The organism is Pectobacterium polaris (genome assembly GCF_002307355.1).
Lineage (GTDB): Bacteria > Pseudomonadota > Gammaproteobacteria > Enterobacterales > Enterobacteriaceae > Pectobacterium > Pectobacterium polare.
The window spans coordinates 3,896,524-3,921,237 of sequence record NZ_CP017481.1 but is presented as its reverse complement, the minus strand read 5'-3'; the positions used below and the strand labels follow the sequence as shown (position 1 = coordinate 3,921,237).

The 24,714-nt window shown below is 53.2% G+C and carries 23 protein-coding genes, 1 tRNA gene, 1 pseudogene and 1 riboswitch; of the genes and pseudogenes, 16 read left to right on the top strand and 9 right to left on the bottom strand.

Annotation, left to right across the window (positions count from 1 at the left end; genetic code table 11):
• Positions 1-436 precede the first annotated feature (436 nt).
• The gene (gene katG / locus BJJ97_RS17550; protein WP_095994788.1) at positions 437-2,611 is read left to right on the top strand and encodes a catalase/peroxidase HPI; all 2,175 of its coding nucleotides are present in this window, start codon (positions 437-439) and stop codon (positions 2,609-2,611) included.
• 70 nt (positions 2,612-2,681) lie between these two features.
• Here the strand turns inward: katG and BJJ97_RS17545 are convergent, their stop codons facing one another.
• Positions 2,682-2,945 carry a DUF3861 domain-containing protein gene (locus BJJ97_RS17545; RefSeq protein WP_095994787.1) on the bottom strand — a complete coding sequence of 88 codons (264 nt, stop codon included), beginning with the start codon at positions 2,943-2,945 and terminating at the stop codon, positions 2,682-2,684.
• A gap of 81 nt (positions 2,946-3,026) precedes the next feature.
• On the opposite strand from BJJ97_RS17545, the gene BJJ97_RS17540 reads away from it, so the two are divergent.
• The 8 genes and pseudogenes from BJJ97_RS17540 (at position 3,027) to uca (ending at position 11,728) form a co-directional block, all read left to right on the top strand.
• Positions 3,027-3,440, top strand: a complete 414-nt coding sequence (locus BJJ97_RS17540) for a MarR family winged helix-turn-helix transcriptional regulator (RefSeq protein WP_095994786.1) — start codon at positions 3,027-3,029, stop codon at positions 3,438-3,440.
• Between the two features lie 194 nt (positions 3,441-3,634).
• Positions 3,635-3,736: riboswitch (guanidine-I (ykkC/yxkD leader) on the top strand.
• Positions 3,737-3,795: 59 nt separating this feature from the next.
• Positions 3,796-4,854: a putative urea ABC transporter substrate-binding protein gene (locus tag BJJ97_RS17535; protein WP_095994785.1), complete on the top strand. Its 1,059-nt coding sequence runs from the start codon at positions 3,796-3,798 to the stop codon at positions 4,852-4,854.
• Positions 4,855-4,876: 22 nt separating this feature from the next.
• Positions 4,877-5,691 (top strand): annotated as a pseudogene (locus BJJ97_RS17530) (ABC transporter permease).
• Entirely contained in the window at positions 5,688-6,479 is a 792-nt protein-coding gene (locus BJJ97_RS17525) for an ABC transporter ATP-binding protein (RefSeq protein WP_095994784.1), read from the top strand. The pseudogene BJJ97_RS17530 and the gene BJJ97_RS17525 overlap by 4 nt, the downstream one beginning before the upstream one ends.
• Before the next feature lie 13 nt (positions 6,480-6,492).
• A complete protein-coding gene (locus BJJ97_RS17520; protein WP_095994783.1) occupies positions 6,493-7,239 on the top strand; it encodes an urea amidolyase associated protein UAAP1 in 747 nt (248 codons plus the stop codon).
• Between the two features lie 11 nt (positions 7,240-7,250).
• Complete coding sequence (locus BJJ97_RS17515; protein WP_039467800.1) at positions 7,251-7,886, top strand: urea amidolyase associated protein UAAP2; 636 nt, start codon at positions 7,251-7,253, stop codon at positions 7,884-7,886.
• Positions 7,877-8,017, top strand: a complete 141-nt coding sequence (locus BJJ97_RS22170; protein ID WP_167385207.1) for a hypothetical protein — start codon at positions 7,877-7,879, stop codon at positions 8,015-8,017. The genes BJJ97_RS17515 and BJJ97_RS22170 overlap by 10 nt, the downstream gene beginning before the upstream one ends.
• Before the next feature lie 105 nt (positions 8,018-8,122).
• Positions 8,123-11,728 carry an urea carboxylase gene (gene uca, locus BJJ97_RS17510; protein ID WP_095994782.1) on the top strand — a complete coding sequence of 1,202 codons (3,606 nt, stop codon included), beginning with the start codon at positions 8,123-8,125 and terminating at the stop codon, positions 11,726-11,728.
• 697 nt (positions 11,729-12,425) lie between these two features.
• Here uca and BJJ97_RS17500 read toward each other — a convergent pair.
• Both BJJ97_RS17500 and BJJ97_RS17495 read right to left on the bottom strand, forming a co-directional pair.
• A tRNA-Val gene (locus BJJ97_RS17500) sits at positions 12,426-12,502 on the bottom strand.
• A 160-nt stretch (positions 12,503-12,662) separates the two neighbouring features.
• Positions 12,663-14,036, bottom strand: a complete 1,374-nt coding sequence (locus BJJ97_RS17495; protein ID WP_095994780.1) for an MATE family efflux transporter — start codon at positions 14,034-14,036, stop codon at positions 12,663-12,665.
• A gap of 246 nt (positions 14,037-14,282) precedes the next feature.
• Between BJJ97_RS17495 and BJJ97_RS17490 the strand changes: the two genes are divergently transcribed.
• Positions 14,283-14,918, top strand: coding sequence for a riboflavin synthase subunit alpha (locus tag BJJ97_RS17490; protein WP_095699713.1), 636 nt, complete (start codon positions 14,283-14,285; stop codon positions 14,916-14,918).
• Between the two features lie 97 nt (positions 14,919-15,015).
• Here BJJ97_RS17490 and cfa read toward each other — a convergent pair whose 3' ends face one another.
• Together cfa and purR are read right to left on the bottom strand one after the other, a co-directional pair.
• Positions 15,016-16,167, bottom strand: coding sequence for a cyclopropane fatty acyl phospholipid synthase (cfa, locus tag BJJ97_RS17485; protein ID WP_095994779.1), 1,152 nt, complete (start codon positions 16,165-16,167; stop codon positions 15,016-15,018).
• A 205-nt stretch (positions 16,168-16,372) separates the two neighbouring features.
• Positions 16,373-17,398 (bottom strand): HTH-type transcriptional repressor PurR, encoded by a 1,026-nt coding sequence (gene purR / locus BJJ97_RS17480; RefSeq protein WP_095699711.1) that lies wholly within the window; start codon positions 17,396-17,398, stop codon positions 16,373-16,375.
• 389 nt (positions 17,399-17,787) lie between these two features.
• Between purR and cydH the strand changes: the two genes are divergently transcribed.
• The gene (gene cydH / locus BJJ97_RS17475; protein WP_095699710.1) at positions 17,788-17,877 is read left to right on the top strand and encodes a cytochrome bd-I oxidase subunit CydH; all 90 of its coding nucleotides are present in this window, start codon (positions 17,788-17,790) and stop codon (positions 17,875-17,877) included.
• Between the two features lie 217 nt (positions 17,878-18,094).
• Here cydH and BJJ97_RS17470 read toward each other — a convergent pair whose 3' ends face one another.
• Complete coding sequence (locus tag BJJ97_RS17470) at positions 18,095-18,946, bottom strand: C40 family peptidase (protein ID WP_095994778.1); 852 nt, start codon at positions 18,944-18,946, stop codon at positions 18,095-18,097.
• 341 nt (positions 18,947-19,287) lie between these two features.
• Here BJJ97_RS17470 and BJJ97_RS17465 point away from each other — a divergent pair, with 341 nt between their 5' ends.
• Positions 19,288-19,638 (top strand): Grx4 family monothiol glutaredoxin, encoded by a 351-nt coding sequence (locus BJJ97_RS17465; RefSeq protein ID WP_039481070.1) that lies wholly within the window; start codon positions 19,288-19,290, stop codon positions 19,636-19,638.
• A 103-nt stretch (positions 19,639-19,741) separates the two neighbouring features.
• Here the strand turns inward: BJJ97_RS17465 and rnt are convergent, their stop codons facing one another.
• Together rnt and gloA are read right to left on the bottom strand one after the other, a co-directional pair.
• On the bottom strand, positions 19,742-20,413 hold the full coding sequence (rnt, locus tag BJJ97_RS17460) for a ribonuclease T (RefSeq protein ID WP_095699708.1): 672 nt from the start codon (positions 20,411-20,413) through the stop codon (positions 19,742-19,744).
• Between the two features lie 150 nt (positions 20,414-20,563).
• Positions 20,564-20,971 (bottom strand): lactoylglutathione lyase, encoded by a 408-nt coding sequence (gloA, locus tag BJJ97_RS17455; protein ID WP_010276601.1) that lies wholly within the window; start codon positions 20,969-20,971, stop codon positions 20,564-20,566.
• A gap of 289 nt (positions 20,972-21,260) precedes the next feature.
• On the opposite strand from gloA, the gene BJJ97_RS17450 reads away from it, so the two are divergent.
• Both BJJ97_RS17450 and slyA read left to right on the top strand, forming a co-directional pair.
• Complete coding sequence (locus tag BJJ97_RS17450; protein ID WP_010302285.1) at positions 21,261-21,500, top strand: DUF1289 domain-containing protein; 240 nt, start codon at positions 21,261-21,263, stop codon at positions 21,498-21,500.
• Between the two features lie 228 nt (positions 21,501-21,728).
• Positions 21,729-22,166, top strand: a complete 438-nt coding sequence (gene slyA, locus BJJ97_RS17445) for a transcriptional regulator SlyA (protein ID WP_010276609.1) — start codon at positions 21,729-21,731, stop codon at positions 22,164-22,166.
• A gap of 131 nt (positions 22,167-22,297) precedes the next feature.
• On the opposite strand, the gene BJJ97_RS17440 is transcribed toward slyA, so the two are convergent.
• Positions 22,298-22,765, bottom strand: coding sequence for an outer membrane lipoprotein (locus BJJ97_RS17440; protein WP_095699707.1), 468 nt, complete (start codon positions 22,763-22,765; stop codon positions 22,298-22,300).
• Between the two features lie 349 nt (positions 22,766-23,114).
• On the opposite strand from BJJ97_RS17440, the gene anmK reads away from it, so the two are divergent.
• Positions 23,115-24,227: an anhydro-N-acetylmuramic acid kinase gene (gene anmK / locus BJJ97_RS17435; protein ID WP_095994777.1), complete on the top strand. Its 1,113-nt coding sequence runs from the start codon at positions 23,115-23,117 to the stop codon at positions 24,225-24,227.
• A 97-nt stretch (positions 24,228-24,324) separates the two neighbouring features.
• A complete protein-coding gene (locus BJJ97_RS17430) occupies positions 24,325-24,642 on the top strand; it encodes an MliC family protein (protein WP_039467780.1) in 318 nt (105 codons plus the stop codon).
• The last annotated feature ends 72 nt before the right edge of the window (positions 24,643-24,714 follow it).

The window sequence follows — 24,714 nt, the reverse complement described above, 5'->3', positions numbered from 1 at the left end:
TTGGGGTAGCAGAAGAACTCGCGGCCTCTTAAAAGAGGCCGCGATGACAAGCGGGCTCATTATCACAAGCGGTTCTATCGGCGAGATTATTATGCATACCCTAAATAATTCGAGTTTCAGGCAGGCGGCAAGCGAGGGAGTCCCGATGAGCTTACTCAAGTAAGTGATTCGGGTGACTGAACGTAGCCAACGCACATGCAACTTGAAGTATGACGGGTATAGATAGGAAAAATGTGCGATTGAGCTACTTTTCATCAGGTTAAGCTATCGCAGAAGTTAGCATATACAATTATAAATTATAGGGAGACTCTGGCACTGTCTTGCATCAAGAAGAAGGAATCGGTGAAGCGCTCCGCTGCCATAAGGCAAGGCTATCGGAGAACGACCCACCTTCTTGCGCAGCGATTAAGGCAATGCAACATACTGGGAGATAACGATGGACGAGAATAAAACGAAACCAGCCGGCAAGTGTCCGGTTATGCACGGCGGAAACACTTCTACTGGCTCATCAAACACCGACTGGTGGCCAAATGCCCTCAATCTCGACATTCTTCATCAGCATGATACCAAGACCAACCCGTTAGGCAGCGATTTCAGCTACCGTGATGCCCTCAAAACCCTCGATGTCGATGCCCTCAAAAAAGATTTGCATGCACTGATGACCGACAGCCAGGAGTGGTGGCCAGCGGACTGGGGTCACTACGGCGGCCTGATGATTCGTATGGCCTGGCACTCGGCGGGCTCCTACCGTACGACCGATGGTCGCGGCGGCGGCGGAACCGGTAACCAGCGTTTTGCACCGCTTAACTCCTGGCCAGATAACGTCAGTCTCGATAAAGCGCGCCGCTTACTGTGGCCCATCAAAAGAAAATACGGCAATAAACTCAGCTGGGCGGACCTGATTATTCTGGCGGGCAATATCGCGTATGAATCTATGGGGCTGAAAACATTTGGTTTCGCTTTTGGTCGTGAAGACATCTGGCACCCGGAAAAAGACACCTACTGGGGTTCGGAAAAAGAGTGGCTGGCAAAGAGCACGGGGCGCTATGGCAGCGACGATCGTACTTCGCTGGAAAACCCGCTGGCGGCCGTACAAATGGGGCTGATTTACGTTAACCCAGAAGGCGTCGATGGTAATCCCGATCCGCTGCGTACCGCACAGGATATGCGCGTGACGTTCTCCCGTATGGCGATGAATGATGAAGAAACTGTTGCGCTGACGGCAGGTGGGCATACGGTAGGTAAAACGCACGGCAATGGTGATGCCAGCCTGCTGGGGGCGGCACCAGAAAGTGCAGATGTTGAGGAACAAGGTCTCGGCTGGCATAACCCGACGGGATCGGGCAAAGGGCGCTACACCGTCACCAGCGGGCTGGAAGGAGCCTGGACAACGCATCCGACGCAATGGGATAACGGCTTCTTCCACATGCTGTTGAATCACGAATGGGAACTGAGAAAGAGCCCGGCCGGTGCATCGCAGTGGGAGCCTGTCAGCATTAAAGAAGAAGACAAACCGGTTGATGTTGAAGATCCGTCTATCCGCTACAATCCGATGATGACCGATGCCGACATGGCGCTGAAAGTTGACCCGGAATATCGCAAGATTTCCGAACGTTTCTATCAGGATCAGGCTTACTTCTCCGAAGTGTTTGCCCGAGCATGGTTCAAACTGACGCACCGCGATATGGGGCCGAAAGCGCGCTACGTGGGTCCAGATGCGCCGCAGGAAGATTTACTGTGGCAGGATCCGGTTCCGGCTGGCCGTACCGACTATGATGTTGATGTGGTCAAAGCACGCATTGCAGAAAGTAGCCTTTCCATCAGTGAACTGGTCGCAACCGCTTGGGACAGCGCCCGTACATTCCGTGGTTCCGATATGCGCGGCGGTGCCAACGGCGCGCGTATTCGCCTCGCCCCGCAGAAAGACTGGGTAGGGAACGAACCTGATCGTCTGGCGCGTGTGTTAGTCGTTCTGGAAAGTATTGCCGCCGCAACGGGGGCCAGCGTGGCCGATACCATTGTGCTGGCGGGTAATGTAGGGATTGAGAAAGCGGCTAAAGCGGCTGGCGTGCATGTGACAGTGCCTTTTGCGCCGGGACGCGGCGACACCACCGACGCCCTGACCGATGCAGAGTCTTTTGACGTCCTTGAACCTATCCACGATGGTTACCGTAACTGGCTGAAGAAAGACTATGCCGTGAGCGTGGAAGAGCTGATGCTCGATCGTACCCAACTGATGGGGCTGACGGCGAAAGAGATGACGGTGCTGGTTGGCGGCCTGCGTGTGCTGGGGACCAACTACGGCGGCACCAAACACGGCGTATTTACGAATCGTGAAGGGGCGCTGACGAATGATTTCTTCGTCAACCTGACCGATATGAAATACACGTGGAAGCCATACCGTAAAGACCTGTATGAAATCCGCGACCGTAAAACGGGTGAAGTCAAATGGACTGCGACGCGTCTGGATCTGGTCTTTGGTTCCAATTCCATTCTGCGCGCTTACGCTGAGGTTTACGCACAGGACGACAGCAAAGAGAAGTTTGTGAATGACTTTGTTGCTGCCTGGGTGAAAGTGATGAATGCGGATCGTTTCGATCTGGCAGAGTAAGACGTCACGCTCCCCACGCTGGTGTTTTCACGGCGTGGGGAGCATCATTTTTGCTGCGCAACCTTGTATCTCACTGCTTCTTAAGATTAAGCATGAATTCTCTGAATGGGGCGGCGAATTCCTTAAACAGCGGGTGCTTTCTATTCTGCATCATCACTTCGCTAAATAGCTTCAAACCCACAATAAAGGCCTGAGTCTGTTCCGGCGTCATGTCCATCTTGCCATCGACTTTTTCAAGAATCTTGAACACATCATCGTGAATTGCGCATTCAAACGACAGCGTGCGCTGCTGCTCGGCTTTTTCTTCCACCGTAATTTGATAGATATTTCCCATTGTGGCCTCGGTAAATTGAACTCGTGATAGATAGTTGATAAAATCAACTATATGATCATTGGTTGACTGAGTCAATAAAGCATGATGAAACCCCTTTTTGCCTTATTAGAAAGCTATAAGGCACAGATGCAGGAACAGATGAAAGCGCACGACATTAGTCTGGATGTGGTGCATATCCGCTTATGTAAGATCATCGCGATGGAAGGGCGCATTACGCCTCAGTCGCTGGCGAAAAGGGTCTGTCGGGATAAGGCGCAGATCACCCGAATGGTAGCGGAGCTGGTCAAACGCGATTATGTCCGCAAGATCGATAACCCGGATGACGGCCGCAGCGTGTGGCTCAGTTTGTCCGATAAAGGCGTCGCGTTTACGCAGGTTTTTCTGCATCAGGAAAAGCAGATTGAGGTGCAGATGCTTCAGGCGCTGTCCCCTGACGAACAAGCCACGTTTAGTGCGCTGTTGGAAAAGATAGCAGCCAGCCGTGCTGCACACTAAGCCCCGCATCCGCTAATTCTTGCTGCACTGCCGTGAAGCGTACTCGCTGTGCTACTGCACCGCGATAGCGCGATAGCGGCGTGCTTCCCCACATCATTCTCCCTATAAACCACAGCCGTACCGGCAATTTCGGTGCTGGCACGCATTTTGCTTTTCTCTATTCGGGACAGCACCACGCATGGCGCTGAACAACCTGAATAGCTGGCTAGGGTTCCGATCCATACCATATGGATGTCTGGTCCGAGAGCTGGCGACCTCCAGTTGAGGTTACACGGCGGGACAAAAGCCCGGGAGACAGCAACACCCATGGTGTCGCGCTGTTCCCGCTTTTTTCCTACTCAACCGGAGGTCTGGCATGAACCTATCTCGTTTACTGGGCGTTTGCGTCCTCAGTCTCTCAGCGCTGCTGAGTTTCCCTTCTCAGGCTGCGCCTAAAACGCAATTCAACGTGTGCTGGACGATCTATGCCGGATGGATGCCGTGGGGATTCATCGGCACGCAGGGCATTATCGATAAATGGGCCGACAAGTACGGCATCAAGATTAAGGTCACCCAGCTTAACGACTACGTCGAGTCGATCAATCAATACACTGCCGGGCAATTTGACGGTTGCACGATGACCAACATGGATGCCCTGACGATTCCGGCCGCGGGCGGTGTGGATACCACGGCGCTGCTGCTCGGCAGTTTCTCCGCAGGTAACGATGGCATCGTGCTCAAAGGCAAAGGGAAAACGCTGAGCGATTTGCGTGGGATGAAGGTTAACCTGCCTGAACTCTCTGTCTCGCATTACCTGCTAGTGCGCGGTCTTGAAACGGCCGGATTGCGGGAGCGAGATGTCACCGTTGTCAACACGTCGGATGCCGATATTGTCGCGGCCTTCGCCACCCGCAGCGTGCAGGCCGCCGTCGCCTGGAATCCCCAACTTTCAGCAATCAAAAGCCAGCCGGACACCACGGAAGTCTTTCAGTCCGGCCAGATCCCCGGTGAGCTGATCGACATGATGGTCGTGAACACGCAGACGCTACAGGACAATCCGGCGTTGGGCAAAGCGCTGGCTGGTGCCTGGTTTGAAATGATGGCGCTGATGAAGGCGGGCGACAAACCGGCGCTGGAGTCAATGGCGGCGGCTTCCGGTACCGATTTAGCCGGCTATCAGGCGCAGCTAAAAACTACTCATCTGTTTTATTCCCCACAGGACAATCTGGCGTTTCTGACCAGCTCGGATCTCCCTAACACCATGAAGCGAGTGGCCGATTTCTCCTTCGACAAAGGGCTACTCGGTACTGGCGCACAGAGCGCAGATTTTATCGGTATGACGTTCCCCGGACAGATTACACAGGGTGACAGCGCCAATGTGAAATTGCGCTTTGACGACACCTTCGTGCGTCTGGCCGCAGAGAACAAACTCTGACCCGCAAACTGGAGAGACTATCGTGCGCTTGATCAATCGCTACCCCAGTCGGGGGGACGGCTGTTGCTGGTCCTGCTGCCGTTTGTCGTGCTGCTGGTGCTGTACCTCATCGGGTCGGCGCTGCGGCTGGAGGACAACCCCAATGACAAACTCCTGCCGAGTCTTGGGCAAATGGCCGAGGCGATTCAGCGTATGGCATTCACCGAGGATAAACGCAGCGGTGATTACCTGTTCTGGCTGGATACGCAGGCCAGTCTGGTGCGCCTCGCACTGGGGCTGGGGATCGCCAGCCTGTTGAGCCTGCTGTTCGGGATTGCAGCCGGGGCTTTTCCGCTGTTCCGTGCGTCGCTCTCGCCGCTGATGACCGTGCTGTCGATGATCCCACCGCTGGCGATTTTGCCCATTCTTTTCATCATCTTCGGGCTGGATGAACTCTCGAAAGTGATGCTGATCGTGATTGGCGTTACGCCGATGCTGGCGCGCGATCTCGAACAGCGCGCCCGCAACATACCGCAGGAAACGCTGATTAAAGCGCAGACGCTGGGGGCGAACAGCTGGGTCGTGGTGCTGCGCGTCATCCTGCCACAGCTGCTGTCGCGGCTGTTGATTTCACTGCGGCTGCTGTTGGGCGCGGCATGGTTGTTCCTGATTTCTGCCGAAGCGATTTCGGCAACGGCAGGGCTCGGTTACCGCATCTTTCTGGTACGCCGCTATCTGGCAATGGATGTGATTCTGCCTTACGTCGTGTGGATCACGCTGCTGGCATGGCTCATGGATATGGCGCTGCGCTGGCTGCATCGCCGTTGGTTCCCGTGGTCAGAGGAAAGCAAAGCATGAGTTTTATCGAGATCGATAACATCTGGCAGGAATACGGCGACCACGTCGTGCTGGAACGGCTCAACCTGAACGTTGAGGAAGGGGAGTTCTGCACGATGGTCGGGGCATCCGGCTGTGGTAAATCCACCTTTCTGCGTCTGCTGCTGGGGCAGGAAACGCCCAGCCGTGGTGAAGTGCGGCTCGAAGGGAAGCGGCTGCCCGCTGAACCGGATGCCAGCCGCGGCGTGGTGTTTCAACGCTATTCGGTTTTTCCACATTTAACCGTGCTGGAAAACGTGGTGATTGGGCTGGAGATACCACGTTCCCCTTGGCTCGGCAGGCTGTTTGGGCAGCGCAAGCAGGCGGCGCGAGACGATGCTGCCCGGATGCTGGAGCGCGTCGGGCTGGGACACGCCATGCACAAATACCCCAACCAGCTTTCCGGCGGCATGCAGCAACGGCTAGCCATTGCTCAGGCGTTTATTGTCCAGCCGCGCATCCTGTTGCTCGATGAACCCTTCGGGGCGCTGGATCCCGGTATTCGCGGCGATATGCATACGCTGCTGCTGGAGCTGTGGCGGGAAACCCGCTTGACGGTCTTTATGGTTACCCACGATTTGCCGGAAGGTTTTCACCTCGGCACGCGCTTGCTGGTGTTCGACAAAGTGCGCATCGACCCGCATGCGCCAGAAGCCTATGGCGCACGCATTACCTATGACATCCCACTTAATCAGGCGCGTCTCGCCACGCGACAGCGTGCACTTACGCTGGTGCCTCCTGTGGTCAGCGTGGCGACATCCCCTATTTAAGGAGCTTTCGGTTATGACAGCGATACAGACATCGACAAACACATCGACAGGCCGAACAACATTTGATGAAGAAATCGTGCCGGGCGGAGGACATACCTCCTTCATTCTCAAACGTGGACAGATTCTGCGTATCGAAGATGTGGAGGGCGGCGGCAATGTGGGCCTGCTGCTGTTTAACGCGCACCAGACCAGCGAACGTTTGAACCTGCCGGATACCCTGAAAGGGCAACATACTGCCAGGCTGACGGTCGGGCACTGTCTCTATTCCGATATGGGACGCGTGCTGGCAGCCATCATTGCCGACACATGCGGCTGGCACGACAGCTTTGGCGGCGTGCTCAATGCGCAGGAAGTGCAGGAGAAATACGGGCAGGGGCGCTATCAGGAGCGGCGCAACGGCTTTTTCCGTAACGGCATGGATAACCTGCTGGTCGAGATGGGGAAATGGAACCTCAATCTGCAAGATCTGCTGATGACGATCAATCTGTTCAGCAAAGTCACAGTAGATGCGCAGGGGCAGTTTCACTTTCACGCCAATCATTCGCAGGAGGGGGATTACATCGAGCTGTATGCGCCAATGGATACGCTGGTGGTGCTGACCGCCTTGCAACACCCGATGGATCCTAACCCGACGTATGCGCCGCAGCCGATCGCGCTCACCTGGATCCGGGCAGACGGTGAGGATGTCGCCGCGTACTGCCGTGCGTTCCGTGAGGAAAATGCACGCGCGTTTCACAATACCGAACGCTTTTGCCTGTAAGGAGGCCGGACATGACGTTAATTGCCAGCAATAAAACGGCCGAGGACGCGGTATTCCGCCATGTGATTCCTGCCGGAGAACCCTATCTGTTTGAGGTCAAGCAGGGACAGACGCTGCGGCTGCTGGATTTGGAAGGCAATCAGGCGGTGGATACGCTGTTCTATCGCGTCGATGACCCTCGTGAACGTTACGATCCGCAACGTACGCTGCGCCGCCAGAATAGTGTCTACCTGACAACGGGCAGCGTGCTGTATTCCAATCTTGGCAATCCGCTGCTGACGATTGTCGCCGACACTTGCGGTCGCCATGACACGCTGGGCGGAGCCTGTGCGCAAGAGAGCAACACCGTGCGTTATGCGCTCGACCGACGCTACATGCATAGCTGCCGCGACAACTTTCTCTGCGCCTGCCTGCACGATGGCCGCCTGAACAAAAAGGACATCGGCGCGAACATCAACTTCTTCATGAACGTGCCGGTGACGGCGGAAGGCGGGCTGACCTTCGAGGATGGCATTTCCGCGCCGGGTAAATACGTGGAGCTGCGCGCCGAAACGGACGTCATCGTGCTGATTTCTAACTGTCCGCAGTTGAATAACCCGTGCAACGGCTGGAACCCAACGCCAGCGGAGGTGCTGATATGGAACTGATACCGGATCGCGGTGATGAAAAACGTACGCGCTGGCAGCGGGTGAAAGCGTGGCTGGTGAGCGCGCTGGAGGCACGGGCAAACCGGTATTATCTGCCGCCAGCTAATACCCGAACGGACAACGCTCCGTGATTCCGGCGTTATAGCCCGTTTCAGTATCTGACCGTTACCGCGATGGACGACCATCATGCGGATCGCATTTTGGCGGGACGACCCGCCCTTGCATGAGTCTAGCGTATGTTCGACAAACTTCTGATTGCCAACCGTGGCGCGATTGCGTGCCGTATTCTGCGTTCGCTGCGCGAGATGAACGTCCGTGGCGTCGCGGTCTATTCTGATGCTGATATCAGTAGCCTGCATATTCAGGACGCCGATGAAGCCATTAGCCTGGGTGAAGGCGCGGCGGCTCACACCTATCTGGATGTAGAAAAAATTCTCTCTGCGGCGCAGCGCAGCGGCGCGCAGGCCATTCATCCCGGCTATGGTTTTTTGTCCGAGAATGCGGCGTTTGCCGAAGCCTGCGAAGCGGCACAGATCGCCTTTGTCGGGCCGACACCGCAGCAGCTACGAGTATTTGGTTTAAAGCATACGGCGCGAGCGCTGGCGAAGCAGCACAACGTGCCGCTGCTGGAAGGCACCGAGCTGCTGGAAAATATTGATGCGGCCCTCGGTGCGTCGGCAGCGATCGGCTATCCGGTCATGCTTAAAAGCACGGCCGGAGGCGGCGGGATCGGGATGCGCGTCTGCTACAGCGCCACGGAACTGTCCGATGCGTTTGAAACGGTAAAACGTCTGGGCCAGAACAACTTCAGCGATGCGGGCGTGTTCATCGAAAAGTATATCGAACGCGCCCGACATCTGGAGGTGCAGATTTTTGGCGATGGGCAGGGCGAGGTGCTGGCGTTGGGGGTACGCGACTGCTCGGTGCAGCGTCGCAATCAGAAAGTGATTGAAGAAACGCCTGCGCCCAATCTGCCGGATGGGGTCGCCGATGCACTGTGCGCGGCGGCAATCAGTCTGGCACAGGCGGTGAATTACCGCAGCGCCGGAACGGTGGAATTCGTTTATGACAGCGCGACGGATCGTTTTTATTTTCTTGAAGTCAATACGCGCCTACAGGTAGAACACGGCGTAACGGAACAGGTTTGGGGCGTGGATCTGGTGCGCTGGATGATCGCACTGGCCGCAGGCGATCTGCCGCCGCTGCGCGAACTGGCTGCCGGATTGAAGCCGCAGGGGCATGCGATTCAGGCGCGGTTGTACGCAGAAGATCCGGGTAAACAGTTCCAGCCGTCGCCGGGATTGTTGACGGAAGTTGCGTTTCCCGCCGCAGAAGGACAGAGCTTGCGCATCGATACCTGGGTGACGGCGGGGTGCGAGATTCCACCATTTTTCGATCCGATGCTGGCTAAGATCATCGCCAGTGCGCCCACCCGCGAGCAGGCGATGGCTGGGCTGGATCGGGCTCTGGCGGACACGCGACTCTACGGCGTGGAACACAACCGTGACTATTTGCGTCAGATTCTGGCGGCAGATCCATTTGCCAGCGGCCAGCCGTGGACGCGCTGTCTGGATACGTTGGTTTACCAGGCGACAACCTGCGAAGTGGTGAGCGCTGGCACGCAAACCACCGTACAGGATTATCCCGGCCGTCTCGGCTACTGGGCGGTCGGCGTGCCGCCGTCGGGGCCGATGGACGATCGCGCGCTGCGTTTAGGCAACCGTCTGGTGGGGAATCCGGCGGGGATGGCGGCGCTGGAAATCACGATGAACGGGCCGACATTGCGTTTTAATACGGATGCCGTGGCGGCAGTCACCGGTGCGGCTATCGCTATCGAGCTGGACGGTCAACCCGTACCGATGGATTGCGTATTTGCGATACCGGCGGGTGGCACGCTGCGGTTAGGCGCGACGAATGCGCAGGGGGTTCGCAGCTATCTCTGCCTGCGTGGCGGTATTAATGTGCCGGATTATCTCGGCAGTAAAAGTACTTTCACATTGGGGCAATTTGGCGGCCACGCGGGCAGGGCGCTGCGGGCGGGTGACGTCTTGCATCTCACGCCACTGACGGACAAACGCACTGGCGATTGCCTGCCGGACACCTTGCGCACCACGTTGTCTACGGTGCGTGAACTGCGTGTGATTTACGGCCCGCATGCAGCACCGGACTATTTCACGCCTGCCTATATGGAAACGTTCCTCACCACCGAGTGGGAAGTGCATTTTAACTCCAGCCGCACGGGCGTCCGCCTAATTGGGCCAAAACCGGAGTGGGTGCGCGACAGCGGCGGAGAGGCGGGGCTGCATCCTTCGAATATTCACGACAACCCGTATGCCATCGGCGCGGTGGATTTCACGGGTGATATGCCAGTTATTCTGGGGCCGGATGGCCCGAGTTTGGGGGGATTCGTCTGTCCGGTGACGATAATTGAAGCCGACCTGTGGGCGATGGGACAGCTTAATGCGGGTGACCGTGTACGCTTTATTCCTGTCGATCTCCCAACGGCGCGCGCGTTGGCGCTGGCACGTCAGGCGGAGGTGGAACAGCTTGCTCCGCTCGCTGTCGACTGGTCACCTGTCGCGCTCATTTCTCCGGTGGTGTTGGATACCGGTGAGGCGGATAAACGGCTGGTTGCACGGCTGTCCGGCGATACCCATTTGTTGCTGGAGGTAGGCGCTGCGGAGCTGGATGTGGCGCTGCGTTTCCGCGTCCATGCGCTGATGCTGGCGCTGGAAAAACAGACACTCAATGGCATCATTGATGTGACGCCGGGCATTCGTTCATTGCAGGTGCACTATCGCCCTGAAGTGCTTTCGTTACAGCACCTGTTGGATGTGCTTTCCACGCTATGGCAGGACGTTTGCACCCAGCAGAATCTGACTGTGCCATCACGAGTGGTTTATCTGCCGCTGTCCTGGGACGATCCCGCTTGCCAACTGGCGATTCAAAAGTACATGACCACGGTACGCAGCGATGCGCCCTGGTGCCCGAGCAACCTTGAATTTATCCGCCGTATTAACGAACTGGATAATCTCGATGAGGTTTACCGTACGGTCTTTGAGGCCAGCTATTTGGTGATGGGACTGGGCGACGTTTACCTTGGCGCACCGGTGGCAACGCCACTGGATCCCCGCCACCGTTTAGTCACCACCAAATATAATCCGGCGCGCACCTGGACGGCGGAAAACTCGGTAGGCATCGGCGGCGCTTACCTGTGCGTTTACGGCATGGAAGGGCCGGGCGGCTATCAGTTTGTCGGACGCACGCTGCAAATGTGGGATCGCTATCGCGGCGTTGGCGCATTTGACGGTAAGCCGTGGCTGCTGCGTTTCTTTGACCAAATTCGCTTCTATCCGGTGTCGGCTGACGAATTGTTATCTATTCGACGGGATTTCCCGCTGGGGCGCTATCCGCTACGGATCGAGCAAAGCGAACTGGCGTTAAACGCCTATCAGGATTTCCTGTCGCGGGAAGCTGAGGAGATAGAAACATTTCGCGTGCGCCAGCGGGCTGCATTTGAGGCAGAACGCGAGCGCTGGCGTATTGCCGGTCAATCGGTAACGGATAGCGTGGACGTGGTGATTGAAGAAGCGAGCGAAGCCTCGATCCTGCCGGGACAGGTCGGCGTAGAAAGCCCGATTTCTGGCAATCTCTGGCAGGTGACGACGGAGATTGGCAAAACGGTAGACGAGGGAGAAACGCTGATGATCCTCGAATCCATGAAAATGGAGATCCCGATTGTCTCGCCGCAGCGCGGTATTGTGCGGGAGATCCGCTGTCAGCCTGGCGCATCCGTTCGCGCAGGGCAGTGCGTGGTGGTGATCGAGTCACAGGTGGAATAACGGCGGCGCTCCGTCGTCTATCCCCGTCATACTTCAAGTGGTATGTGTGTTTGAGCCCTGTTTTTCCAGACGGTTAAGCAGGGTAGAAAAATTGGCGGGGCGCTTGCCTTTGCGCCAGAGTAACGCTCTGGCGTGACATGACCTGTGACAAGTTTGGACACCATGCAAAGTTACAGTGAGACGTTGCTGATGCTGTCAGAGTGAATAAAAGTGAGAGAAATACACGTGCAGCCAGTCAGGGAGGAGCAAATATTTTTTGATGAGGAAGACGCTAACGACGAACGTTCCTATTGAAAAAATAATATGAAAACCGATCCAAAAACTAAACCAAAATTCGCCACGATGAAATGTCACGTCTTTTCTATTAATTCTCTCGACTAACACGCCAGATTTGAGTCCGTTATAGACGTGAAAAATTTCCCATATCCCACCACCAATGAGGAGTAGTGGTATGTAATCTTTTAACCAATCCATTGCAATCTACTCTTTCAATATCATTTTCGCGGAAGAATTCTATCATAATCACCGAGGTGCCTATACAAACCAGTGGAAGTTCAGTGCGTTGCGTTGAGTCAGATCAAATAGACGGAATGAAATTGATATTACGGGAAGATAATCAATGCAGATTCAACAAAGGATTGAGTCGATTATTTTTCAGTAGAAAAGAGTGGTAATAACGTATTTTGAAAACAAGGAATGGTGCGTTCAATTGGACTCGAACCAACGACCCCCACCATGTCAAGGTGGTGCTCTAACCAACTGAGCTATGAACGCATTGAGATACCGTGCTGCCTGTCTGACAGCGAGGCAAATAGTAGCGAGCAAGGGGAAAGCTGGCAAGAGGAAAAATGCAATTTTGTGCTCTTGCCAGTGCGATTGCTGGGGTTGTATCCATTGTGTCGTTTTTTTCGACTCAAATTGGATGAAACGTTATCTAGCGGGCGGCCCGCGCTAAAATTCGTGCGGCGGGTTGGCGCTGAAGAAAACGAATCCGCGTCACCATCATCACTGCCGCTGCCGTCAGGCCAATGATGAAACCACACCAGAAGCCCGCAGGCCCCATGCGTGGCACGATGCTATCCGTCAAGGCCAGCAGGTAACCGCTCGGTAATCCCAATACCCAATAAGCGACAAAGGTAATATAGAAAATTGAACGGGTATCTTTATAGCCACGCAAAACGCCAGTGCCGATCACCTGAACGGCATCGGAAATTTGATAAACGGCGGCCAGTAGCATGAGCTGAGAAGCCATCGCCACAACCAGCGGATCCTGATTGTAGAGCAGGGCGATAGGCTCACGCAGCAGCGTGGTGAAAATGGCTGTGCAGCAGGCTAATGCCACACCCGCCATGATACCCGTGTGCGCGGCAATGCGGGCGTTCTCAACCGAGCCTTCTCCTAAGCGATGCCCGACGCGAATGGTCGTGGCGACGCCAACCGAGAGCGGAAGAACGAACATCAGCGAGCTGAAGTTCAGGGCAATCTGGTGACCGGCCACATCGACGACGCCCAGCGGCAACACCAACAGCGCCACCACGGCAAACAATGTCACTTCAAAAAGCAGTGCCAGCGCGATAGGTAAACCGAGGCCAAAGAGGCGCTTCAGCACAGCAACGTCTGGGCGGAATGCGGGACGGTGCAAGCGGATATCGCGTAGCCAAGAGGCGCGTCGGGTATAAAGCATCATCAACAACATCATGATCCAGTACACCGAGGCGGTAGCCACGCCGCAACCGACGCCGCCCAGCTCGGGCATGCCAAATTTACCGTGGATAAAGATGTAGTTGATCGGGATGTTGATTAACAACCCGATGAACCCAATCATCATGCCGGGATAGGTTTTGGACAGCCCTTCACACTGGCAACGTAAAACCTGATAGAACAGATAGCCGGGAACGCCCCACAGTAGCGCATGCAGATAGCCGATGGCTTTCGCAGCCAGTTCAGGCGAATCGTCGCTCATCAGGTTGATGGCGTATTCCCCCTGATACAGCACCAGCATCGTAAGCACAGAAATGATGGCGGCGAGAAAGAAAGACTGTCGCACCTGATGAGAAATGCGATCGCGACGGCCGGAACCATTGAGCTGTGCGACAACGGGCGTTAACGCCAGTAGCAGGCCATGACCAAAAAGAATGGCGGGTAGCCAGATAGAGGTTCCCACAGCGACGGCGGCCATATCGGTGGCGCTATAAGCACCGGCCATGATGGTGTCAACTACACCCATCGACGTTTGGGACACTTGCGCAATAATGACAGGAACAGCAAGCGCCGATAATTTACGCGCTTCTGTCAGATACTGTTGCACGGATACCTTCCTTGAATGACTAACGTAATAGCAGGGTAAATGACTCAGATATGAAAAACAGATCGGGGTAAAGCGAGCATTATTGTAACGACTTAACGAAAGTAAACCAGCATGGAAGAGAATATATTCTTTTTGTTACGCTACGGTTTCGATAGCTATGCGGTATACGGCATTCCGGTTTGGTTTTCCGCGAAATATCGGGCACACTGCACAGAGTCATTTCTTTGTTTTTAAGAGGCAAACCGCATGTTTACCGGTATTGTTCAGGGCACCGCGCCAGTGGTGTCGATTGAAGAAAAATCCAACTTTCGCACGCACATTGTCCAGCTCCCGCCCGAGTTGTTGCCAGGGCTCGTGCCCGGCGCATCGGTGGCGCATAATGGCTGTTGCCTGACAGTAACCGCTGTTGACGGCGATCGTGTCAGCTTCGATCTCATGAAGGAAACGCTGCGGTTAACGAATCTGGGCGATATTCATGAAGGCGATGTCGTCAATATTGAGCGAGCCGCGAAATTCGGTGACGAGATCGGTGGGCACGTCATGTCAGGCCACATCATGTGTACGGCGGAAGTGGTTAAGATTCAGGTTTCAGAGAATAACCATCAGATTTGGTTCCGCCTTGCAGATGAAGCGCTGATGAAATACGTGCTGCATAAAGGCTTCGTTGGAATTGATGGCATTAGCCTGACGGTGGGAGAAGTAACCCGTGGACGTTTCTGCGTGCATTTAATTCCAGAAACGCTGAACCGCACCACGCTGGGACAGAAGCGTCTGGGAAATCGCATTAATATCGAAATCGACCCGCAGACACAGGCCGTGGTCGATACGGTCGAGCGCGTGTTGGCTAGCAAGCAGGCGAGCGAGCTCGGCAAGGAAGAGTAATTCCTACATTGCACATTTTGGTAAACCGGACGGCGTTTCTACCGTCCGGTTTTCTCTTTTCTGTCAGCACACGACTTTCTGTCAACACACGACGCTGTCAGCGCGCAACGCGCAATCCACCTTCGATCCCATCGGTGCTGAACACGACCTGCCAGAGCTGAAGGTTTCTTGCTCTGAAGGCCCCTGCACAAAAGTTAAGATAGTAGCTGAACATCCGGCGGAAGCGGGCCGTATAGCGTGTGGAAAGCGGTGGCCAGTTTTGCTGAAAGCGAGCGTGCCAGGCCATTAATGTACGATCGTAATCAGCACCGAAATTGTGCCAGTCTTCCATTACCAGATAAGGCTCACTCGCCTGTGCAATATGCTGTATGGAGGGAATACAGCCGTTGGGGAATATGTATTTATGAATCCAGGGATCGATGTGCGGATTGGTCTTATTGGCCCCGATGGTATGTAGCAGAAACAGTCCATCGGGTTTTAGATTACGCCGTACGACGCGGAAATAATTGTCATAGTTGCGCGGCCCGACGTGTTCAAACATGCCTACCGACACCACACGATCAAATTGCCGATCGAGATCGCGATAATCTTGTAATTCAATGGTGACGTTCAGGTCCTGACAACGCTGCTGTGCCAGCACCTGCTGCTCTCTGGAAATGGTGACGCCGTAAACTGACACGCCGTAGTGGCGTGCCGCGAACTCGGCAAGTCCGCCCCAACCACAGCCGATATCCAGCAGCGTCATTCCTGATTTTAGCTGGAGCTTTTCGCAGATCATGGTGAGTTTATCTTCCTGCGCCTGTTCCAGCGTTTTTGCCTGTTTCCAATAAGCGCAGGAGTATTGCATGTAAGGATCCAGCATCAGGGTAAAGAGGTCATTACCTAAATCGTAATGCGCTTTACCGACAACCTGAGCGCGTCGGCGGGATTGTAAATTCGTGAAGCGGGAGAGGGCGACACGTGTGAGATCGTGCAGGCGACGGGGTAGTTGATTGTCCAGCCCCGCGCGCAGAACGCGATGGGAAAACATATCCAGCCGTTCACACTCCCACCATTCATCCATGTAGCTTTCTCCCAACCCCAGCGATCCCTCACGCAGGATACGCTTAAAGAAATTGGGGTTGGTGACGCGGATGTCAAAAGGGCGAGTGCCGTTGATGGTGATATCCGCGGTGGCCAGCATGTCCTGCACGATGTGGAACCAGGGCGCGGTATTAGGATCCCATTCTTCTGTATAAGGTAAACCCATCATGTCTCCTTAACTTTTCACATGCAAAAGTATCGTAAAACACACCAGGACAACACTTATCGCAGCCGAGGTATCGGCTGTCACCAGAGAAAATGAAACACGGTATTAAATTTTGAACTGCTTCAGCCAACATACAAGAGAATTGGCTGAAGCAGAGAGGGGAAGCAGCAGAAATAAGAAAATTGTCTGTACAGAATGGCTACGGCTAGCGGCGATAGTCGAGGTAGGGGCCGTCTGCAACCGAGCGGCGTTCAATCAGCGTCGGGTGCACTTCAATGACGTGCGCATCTTCCCGCTTACTGGTAATGCGATCCAATAGCATAGAGAACGCGGATTGGCCCAGACGCTCCTTTGGCTGGTGGATGGTGGTCAGCGCAGGCGTAAAGAAACGCGCGTGGCGCACGTTGTCATAACCGATCACCGAAATATCCTGCGGTACGCGCAGACCCAGTTCGTCAGCCGCACAGATGGCACCCATCGCCATGATATCGCCACCGCAGAAGACGGCTGTAGGTCGCTGTTTCTGTGCGAGGATCTGATGCATGGCTTTGTAGCCGGATTCCGGTTCGAAATCGCCGCGAACCACCCATTCGTCACGCACGGTGATGTCGGCTTCCTTCAATGCTTTCAAAAAGCCGAGGTAGCGTCCGCTGCCGGTGTTGCGTTCTTGAGTACCGGGGATGGCACCGATATCCCGATGGCCGCGTTCAATCAGGTAGCGACCTGCCATATAACCGCCTTCAAAGGCGTTATCGATAATGGTATCGGTAAAGTCGCTGTGCATCTGTCCCCAGTCCATCACGACCATCGGAATGCTGCGATAATCTTCCAGCATACCTAATAACTCGGGCGGATATTCGGCACACATCACCAACAGGCCGTCGACGCGTTTTTGCGCCAACATGGAAAGATAAGCGCGCTGCTTGCCGATGTCGTTATGCGAATTACACAGCACCAGCGTGTAGCCTTTGGCGTAGCAGCTGTTTTCAACGGCTTCAATGATCTCGGCGAAATAGGGGGCTTCGCTGGAAGTGGCCAGCAAGCCGATAGATTTAGTGTGATTAACTTTGAGGCTGCGGGCGACGGCGCTGGGTGAATAGTGCAATTCTTTGATTGCTGCCCTGACGGCTGCCTTAGTCTCTTCGGCGACGAAACGTGTTTTATTGATCACGTGCGATACGGTTGTGGTGGAAACGCCAGCACGTTTTGCCACATCTTTAATCGTTGCCATCTAAAAATGACTCCTGAACTTACCTGTTACAGACGTAAGTATATTGTTAATCGTTTGCCTACGTTTAATGTTCTTCTTCTAAGCTAAAAAACAGGATTTCAGAAGGAGAATGCCGAATGTTATACCGAAGGGATCTGGGTTGACGTTTTTCGACTGATACGCAGCGCTTTCATAAACAGCGGATTGTGTCCGATTTATCATGAAAGTGAAAGGGCTAATTTATACTATTAGTGATGCATTCGTCCGAGATTTTTCGCTACAATTATGAAAGAATCGTAATAACCCTATTATTTGTAGCTTTAACTACCTAAACGGGTTCGGCTGTGAATGGTGGTGTCTTTTCAGATGAAGCTTTCAGATAAAATTTGTTCGTTAATAAGGAGTAATTTATGGATACAGATCTGAAGATGTCTTTGCTGACAACCGTTGGCTCGTTGGCTGTGATCATCGCGTTTAGTTTTATTGCGGTGATGAACTAACCGAAGGGTGCCTCTGGGCAGGTTAGATATTCAGACACGTTGATGTTACATAAACGTGTCTGAATCGTTTTATACCCGTCATACTTCAAGTTGTATGTGCGTTGGCTTCGTTCACTCACCCGAATCACTTACCTGAGTAAGCTCATCGGGATTCCCTCTCTTGCCGCCTTCCTACAACTCGAATTATTTAGGGTATACCAGATGGTATAATCTGCTCTTAACGAATCGTCTGCGGTGTGACTACGCGACGTGCGCCAACGTAGTGCTCCTGCCAATAATCTTCACTCAGCTTGCTGATACGAATATCTGAGCCTGTACGCGGCGACTGGATAAATTTCCCTTCACCCAGATAAACCCCGACGTGATCGGCTGCGCCACGATTATTGATGCGGAAGAAGACCAGATCGCCACTTTCCAGCTCACTCTTTTTAATCGGAGCAGCATCACGCAGGTGATACATTTCGTTTGCGGTGCGTGGAATTTGGATCTTAACGACATCTTTGTAGGCGTAATAAACCAGTCCGCTACAGTCGAATCCGGTAAAAGGAGAGGAGCCGCCCCAGTGGTAAGGTTTGCCTATCTGGCTCATCAACTTATTCATTGCGGTCGTTTTGGCATGTTGATAGCGTTTTTTATGCGCGGCGCTTAGCGCCATTCCTTTTTCTGTCGGCGCTGGATTTTTATCCGCTTTCCCCTTGAGTGCGGTCTTCTTCAGTCCGGTTTTGACTCTGGCTTGGGCGGTTGTTTGTTTCTCTTCTTCAGGCTTCAGCTTTTTAAGATTTTTTTTCACTAGCGCGGGCGTGCTGCTTTGCGTTCGTGACGGCTTTTTCTCTGTCACTTTGCTCGCGGTGCGGGATTTGGTTTTATTGCTGACGGCGGTAGGTTCTGGTTTTTTGCTTTTGATCGGCGTCGGGGATTTAGCATTACCCTTTGTTTGGCGGCTTTTCTTATTCGTTTCTGCCATGGCGCTTTTCTTCGGCGCAGAATGCGGGGTATGCGGCGCAGCCTGAACCACGTTCAGGGATAGATTACTGAAAAATAATATAAAAAGAGTAATAAATAAGCGCATAATAACAGTGACCGAACATAATCCTTAACTCGCTCAATCCTCACAGTATTCCTGAAAACGGCGTCATAAAAAAGTGGGCACGGTCGCTTTATTCATACAGAATAGTGAAAAAACGTTAATAGTTATTTTTTCGATTGATTTATCAGCGTTTTCTGGCGTTGATTTCATCAATGATGAATACCTTCAGGGAAAAATAACCCTACAAAAAATGGCGTTTTTTTGTGGCTAGTGGCATCGGTACAATATCACCGAGTCAATGTCGCTGTCGTAGCACCTCTGACGGCGGCTCATGGCTAGCGTTTTGGACGTTAGCCATCCTATAGAATTAAGGAAGCAAGAAGATGACGACACCGACAATTGAAAAAATTCAGCGCCAAATTGCTGAAAACCCGATTCTGCTGTACATGAAAGGCTCCCCGAAGTTGCCAAGCTGCGGCTTTTCCGCACAGACTGTTCAGGCGTTGTCTGCCTGTGGCGAACGTTTTGCGTATGTTGATATTTTGCAGAACCCAGACATTCGTGCTGAACTGCCGAAATACGCAAACTGGCCGACATTCCCACAGCTGTGGGTTGACGGTGAGCTGGTTGGCGGTTGTGATATCGTGGTAGAAATGTTTCAGCGCGGTGAACTGCAACCGCTGATCAAAGAAACGGCAGACAAATATAAAGCGCAGCAGGCCGATCAAGAGTAATGCTTTCGTCTGGCGTAATGACAATATCAAATGTTGTTACGAAGCGAACGTAAATCCTTCCAACGGGTGCCTCTATGGCACCCGTTTTTTGATCTCAGCCTTTTCAGTCTTCGGCTGACGCGTCTTCCAGCGAATTTTCTTCCAGTACAATCGGCCATCCGCCCAGACGTTTCCAGCGGTTAACCAACTCACAGAACAGCAATGCCGTCTGGTTGGTGTCATACAGCGCAGAGTGCGCCTGGCTGGAATCAAACGCTATTCCTGCGGTAATACAGGCTTTAGCAAGAACCGTTTGGCCTAACACCAGTCCGCTAAGTGCTGCGGTATCGAAAGTGGCGAAAGGATGGAACGGATTACGTTTCAGACTACAGCGCTCGGCCGCTGCGGCCATAAAGCTATGATCGAATGTGGCATTATGCGCCACGATAATCGCGCGGTTGCAGCCTTGATCTTTGATCCCTTTACGCACGACTTTGAAAATTTCATGCAGCGCATCATATTCGCTCACCGCGCCACGCAGTGGGTTGGTGGGGTCAATGCCATTAAACGCCAGTGCAGCGGGTTCCAGAATCGCACCCTCAAATGGCTCGACATGAAAATGTAGCGTTTCATCTGGCTGTAACCAACCGTCTTGATCCATTTTTAATGTTACCGCCGCAACTTCCAGCAAGGCATCGGTTTTCGCATTAAATCCGGCGGTTTCAACATCAATCACTACCGGGTAAAACCCACGAAAACGGCCGCTCAGGGCGTTCAGATCACTTTTATCAGCCATTTTTCTCTTAATTGTTAGCAAAACGCAGCGCGCATTATTGCAAATTTTGGCCGGAGATGCAGCATGCCGTTGTGGTTTCAAACCGCGGAGATAGCAGAAGAAGGGGGGAGAGAACAGGTGCCGATGCAGCACCTGTAGAATGCGGGAGTATTAGTGACCGATGCCGTTACCGGCGTGGGCGTTCTCGATCAATTCGATTTTATAACCGTCTGGATCTTCGATGAACGCGATCACGGTAGTACCGCCTTTGACCGGGCCCGCTTCGCGCGTTACATTGCCACCCGCTTTGCGGATACGCTCACAGGTTGCGGCAACATCGTCAACGCCCAGCGCGATATGACCATAGGCGTTGCCCAAATCATAGCTGTCGACGCCCCAGTTGTAGGTCAGTTCGATAACCGCACCTTCGCTCTCTTCGGTATAGCCGACGAAAGCCAACGTGTATTTGTATTCGGTATTCTCGCTGGTGCGCAGCACGCGCATACCCAGGATCTGGGTATAGAAATCGATAGAACGTTGTAAATCGCCAACACGCAGCATGGTGTGAAGTAAGCGCATAGTGTCCTCGTTAAAAAGTGCAACAAAGAGGGAAGTATAGCGTTGTGGCTCTACCGAGTCCAAGCTGTTGGGATGATGCTAAAAATGCGACACAATAGTGGGGTTTGTGTTAAAACGTACTCTCAGGAGGGGTAAATAGCGCGTTGGGTCACTTTTAGACTGCCTGACGTGTAAAAAAATCGTCAGTTATTACAATGGTTACCTAATTATTTTCATTGTGACTGTCCGTTTGGGCTTGCCAGCGGTAAAGAACAGGGCTTCAATAAATAGAGTTGTCGCAGGAGGTGTTGTGCCAGAGCAACTTGAACTCTTTGTTGTCCCTAATCCATGCCGTGGTATTTGTCAGACGGATGAAGGCGGATATTGTCGCGGTTGCTTTCGCAGTCGTAATGAGCGCTTTAGTTGGGGCCAAATGAGTGATGCGCAGAAACAGGATGTGCTGCGTTTGTGTCGGCAGAGAATGAAACGTTCACAGCGTTCAGAGAAATCCGATACACCAGCAGAGTCCCGTCAGCCATCGTTGTTTTAAGTTATCTTGTCTTAGATGATCTATTTACGTGAAATTTTGTTTAAGCAACGCAGGAGCGTTCGATTGAATAAAATAAGCCTGAGATCATTTTTAAAAGACTTTTATTTGATAGAATCCATTCCATGATGGAGCTATTTTTACAACAATAAAGTCATTTTTTATTCTTATAAATCAGAGTTGATTGCAATCCAGGGATATAACTTAGCGTGCTAACAATAAGGAGAGGTGATGGAATTGCCATTAGGATCTGATTTAGCCCGTCTGGTGCGCGTATGGCGTGCGCTGGTCGATCATCGATTAAAACCACTTGAACTGACTCAGACGCATTGGGTCACGTTGCATAACATATACCATCTACCCCCTGGGCAGTCGCAGATTCAGCTCGCCAAAGCGATAGGTATTGAGCAACCCTCATTAGTCCGAACATTGGATCAGCTTGAGGAGAAAGGGTTAATCACTCGCCACGTTTGTGCGCACGATCGTCGGGCAAAACGTATTATGCTGACCGAATCAGCAGAGCCAATCATACAGGCAGTCAATGGTGTAATTAGCCATACACGTAGTGAAGTATTATTTGGTATTACGCCGGAACAGGTGGATGAATTAGCGTTGCTGGTTTCGCGTCTTGAGAAAAATATATTGGCATTACATGAGAATCAAGCGTAGCTAAATTTGGGTTACGCAGAGGGAGAATTAAATCCCGGCAATATTACCAGTATTGATTATTGGTTATTTATTCCGGGAGTTGATTATTCGTTGTGACGATCGCCGCAGAGAGTGGCGATCGTCACACAGCATTAGCGTGGGGAAACGGTAATACTGCGGCCATTGCTGGCCATGGCAACGCGTTGACCTGCGCTGAATTTCGTATCGCCTTGTTTCTGTACCACCATAATGGTACTGCCATCATCACGACGAATTTCCAATTCTACGCCCTGTGTGCGGTTCAGCGCACCTGTGGCGCCTTGACCCGCCACACCACCGGCTACTGCGCCAGCTGCTGTCGCCAGGCTACGACCGGAACCACCACCGATCGTGTTGCCCAGGAAACCACCCAGCACCGCACCGCCCAGCGCGCCGATCACGTTAGAATCTTCTCCCGCCTGAATTTGAACCGGACGCATAGAAACAATCGTACCGTAGGTCACGGTCTGCACTTGTTTAGCTTCGGATGCGCTGTAAACATCACCTGAAAGCGTGCTGGTATTAGCACAACCAGCCAGCGTGATACCAGCAAGGGTAACCACAAGTAAACGCTTCATCATAATACAAACTCCTTAATAGCGAATATGTCGGGCTGGCTCAGCCTCGGCCGACGCAGTGTTATACCAATAAATTATGGTCTGGCTCAGTGTAGCATGCCACTCTTTTTACTCTTTTTTTCAGAATATAATAGTGCGCTTAAATTACGTATAAACAGAGAAGTAAATAGTACGAGAAAGGGCTTTTTTTGTAGCAAATATTATCAAAAACCGACATTTGGTTAAAACCTAACCCGTGTGGCAAAAACGTAAAAAATTTAATAATTCAGAGTGTTAACGTGCTACTTTTATTCTCAACGTAACGGTTGTTATAGGCGTTCTCTTTTTATCCCACAGGGGCAAAGGCTATATAATGAGATCAGGCAGATATATTGGCGTAATGTCCGGCACCAGCCTTGATGGTGTGGATGTTGTGCTAGCCGCGATTGACGAACATACGGTTGCCCAGCAGGCCAGCTACTGTCACCCGATACCGCAGGATATCAAAATGGCCATCCTGGGGATGTGTCAGGGGCAGGCGGTGACGCTGTCGGCGCTGGGGCAGTTGGATACCCGTCTGGGCATCTTGTTTGCCGAAGCGGTGCTGACGCTGCTTAAAGAGACGGAACTGAGGGCTCAGGATATTACCGCGATTGGCTGCCACGGGCAGACGGTCTGGCATGAGCCCACGGGCGATGCGCCTTGTACGTTGCAGATCGGTGATAATAACCGCGTTGCTGCCTTGACGGGCATCACGACCGTAGGGGATTTTCGCCGCCGAGATTTGGCTTATGGCGGGCAGGGCGCGCCGCTGGTGCCATCGTTCCACCATGCGTTGCTATTGCATCCTGTTGAACGACGTATCGTACTCAACATCGGTGGCATCGCCAATCTGTCGCTGCTGGTGCCGGGTGCGCTCGTGCGCGGTTACGACACGGGGCCCGGAAATATGCTGCTGGATGCTTGGATCTGGCGGCACTGTGCGCAGCCGTATGATAAAGATGCCGTGTGGGCGATGAGCGGTCAGGTGAATCCGCTATTGCTACGTCGCATGCTGAGCGATCCTTATTTTGCGTTACGGGCACCGAAAAGCACTGGGCGTGAGTATTTCAATCTGGGCTGGCTGGAAAGAATGCTGGCTGGCTTGCCGCCGATCGCGCCGCAGGATGTTCAGGCGACGCTGGCTGAGTTAACGGTTGTGAGCATTGCTGAACAGGCGCTGTTGGTCGGTGGATGCGAACGCTTACTGGTTTGCGGCGGTGGCGCGCGTAATCCGCTCATTATGGCGCGTCTCTCGGCGCTGCTACCGGGGATTGAAGTCAGCACGACGGATGAATACGGCGTGAGTGGCGATGATATGGAAGCGCTGGCGTTTGCCTGGCTGGCCTCTCGCACGCTATCAGGGCTGCCAGGCAATCTGCCGTCCGTCACGGGGGCGAGTCAGGAAACGGTGCTAGGCGCGATTTATCCGGCCAACGCGGATTAATCAGATTTTGCCGAGAGTTTCATCGTTATCCTCTTGTTAAACTTAAATGAGCGGCAGCGCCAGTTGCCGCCATCGACAAGAATGACAGGGGAAAAAAATGAAACGATTACTGACAGGGACAGCGCTTATTCTGCTGAGCGGATGCAGCTATTTTGGTCATAAACAGACGGTGGAGACGCTGCATTATCAATGCGGGACAATGCCGCTAACCGTGACGCTACAGCAGGGCGGTGAAGCGACTCCACAGGTGAGTTTCCTGCTGGACGGTGAACGTCTCACGCTCCCTCAAGTGGTATCCGCTTCTGGCGTCAGATACAGCAATGACACCTATACATTCTGGAGCAAAGGCGATCGTGCATTTATCCAACGGGGTGAACGAGTTATCATCGACGACTGCGTGTTGGCTCCGATGTAACTGACGCCGCACGCTAGTGGTGTTGCTGCTGATTGCGATTTTTCGGGTACGGGAGCAAAATGGGATTTTCGC

What these genes read in the sequence shown, in the direction of transcription:
- rnt (WP_095699708.1), bottom strand. Translation starts at nt 20,413, where the DNA reads ATGGCTGATAAAAGTGATCTGAACGCCCTGAGCGGCCGTTTTCGTGGG.
- BJJ97_RS17490 (WP_095699713.1), top strand. Translation starts at nt 14,283, where the DNA reads ATGTTTACCGGTATTGTTCAGGGCACCGCGCCAGTGGTGTCGATTGAA.
- BJJ97_RS17465 (WP_039481070.1), top strand. Translation starts at nt 19,288, where the DNA reads ATGACGACACCGACAATTGAAAAAATTCAGCGCCAAATTGCTGAAAAC.
- BJJ97_RS17515 (WP_039467800.1), top strand. Translation starts at nt 7,251, where the DNA reads ATGACGTTAATTGCCAGCAATAAAACGGCCGAGGACGCGGTATTCCGC.
- BJJ97_RS17440 (WP_095699707.1), bottom strand. Translation starts at nt 22,765, where the DNA reads ATGATGAAGCGTTTACTTGTGGTTACCCTTGCTGGTATCACGCTGGCT.
- gloA (WP_010276601.1), bottom strand. Translation starts at nt 20,971, where the DNA reads ATGCGCTTACTTCACACCATGCTGCGTGTTGGCGATTTACAACGTTCT.
- BJJ97_RS17545 (WP_095994787.1), bottom strand. Translation starts at nt 2,945, where the DNA reads ATGGGAAATATCTATCAAATTACGGTGGAAGAAAAAGCCGAGCAGCAG.
- BJJ97_RS17470 (WP_095994778.1), bottom strand. Translation starts at nt 18,946, where the DNA reads ATGCGCTTATTTATTACTCTTTTTATATTATTTTTCAGTAATCTATCC.
- uca (WP_095994782.1), top strand. Translation starts at nt 8,123, where the DNA reads ATGTTCGACAAACTTCTGATTGCCAACCGTGGCGCGATTGCGTGCCGT.
- anmK (WP_095994777.1), top strand. Translation starts at nt 23,115, where the DNA reads ATGAGATCAGGCAGATATATTGGCGTAATGTCCGGCACCAGCCTTGAT.
- cydH (WP_095699710.1), top strand. Translation starts at nt 17,788, where the DNA reads ATGGATACAGATCTGAAGATGTCTTTGCTGACAACCGTTGGCTCGTTG.
- BJJ97_RS22170 (WP_167385207.1), top strand. Translation starts at nt 7,877, where the DNA reads ATGGAACTGATACCGGATCGCGGTGATGAAAAACGTACGCGCTGGCAG.
- BJJ97_RS17535 (WP_095994785.1), top strand. Translation starts at nt 3,796, where the DNA reads ATGAACCTATCTCGTTTACTGGGCGTTTGCGTCCTCAGTCTCTCAGCG.
- cfa (WP_095994779.1), bottom strand. Translation starts at nt 16,167, where the DNA reads ATGGGTTTACCTTATACAGAAGAATGGGATCCTAATACCGCGCCCTGG.
- BJJ97_RS17520 (WP_095994783.1), top strand. Translation starts at nt 6,493, where the DNA reads ATGACAGCGATACAGACATCGACAAACACATCGACAGGCCGAACAACA.
- BJJ97_RS17430 (WP_039467780.1), top strand. Translation starts at nt 24,325, where the DNA reads ATGAAACGATTACTGACAGGGACAGCGCTTATTCTGCTGAGCGGATGC.
- purR (WP_095699711.1), bottom strand. Translation starts at nt 17,398, where the DNA reads ATGGCAACGATTAAAGATGTGGCAAAACGTGCTGGCGTTTCCACCACA.
- slyA (WP_010276609.1), top strand. Translation starts at nt 21,729, where the DNA reads ATGGAATTGCCATTAGGATCTGATTTAGCCCGTCTGGTGCGCGTATGG.
- katG (WP_095994788.1), top strand. Translation starts at nt 437, where the DNA reads ATGGACGAGAATAAAACGAAACCAGCCGGCAAGTGTCCGGTTATGCAC.
- BJJ97_RS17540 (WP_095994786.1), top strand. Translation starts at nt 3,027, where the DNA reads ATGATGAAACCCCTTTTTGCCTTATTAGAAAGCTATAAGGCACAGATG.
- BJJ97_RS17525 (WP_095994784.1), top strand. Translation starts at nt 5,688, where the DNA reads ATGAGTTTTATCGAGATCGATAACATCTGGCAGGAATACGGCGACCAC.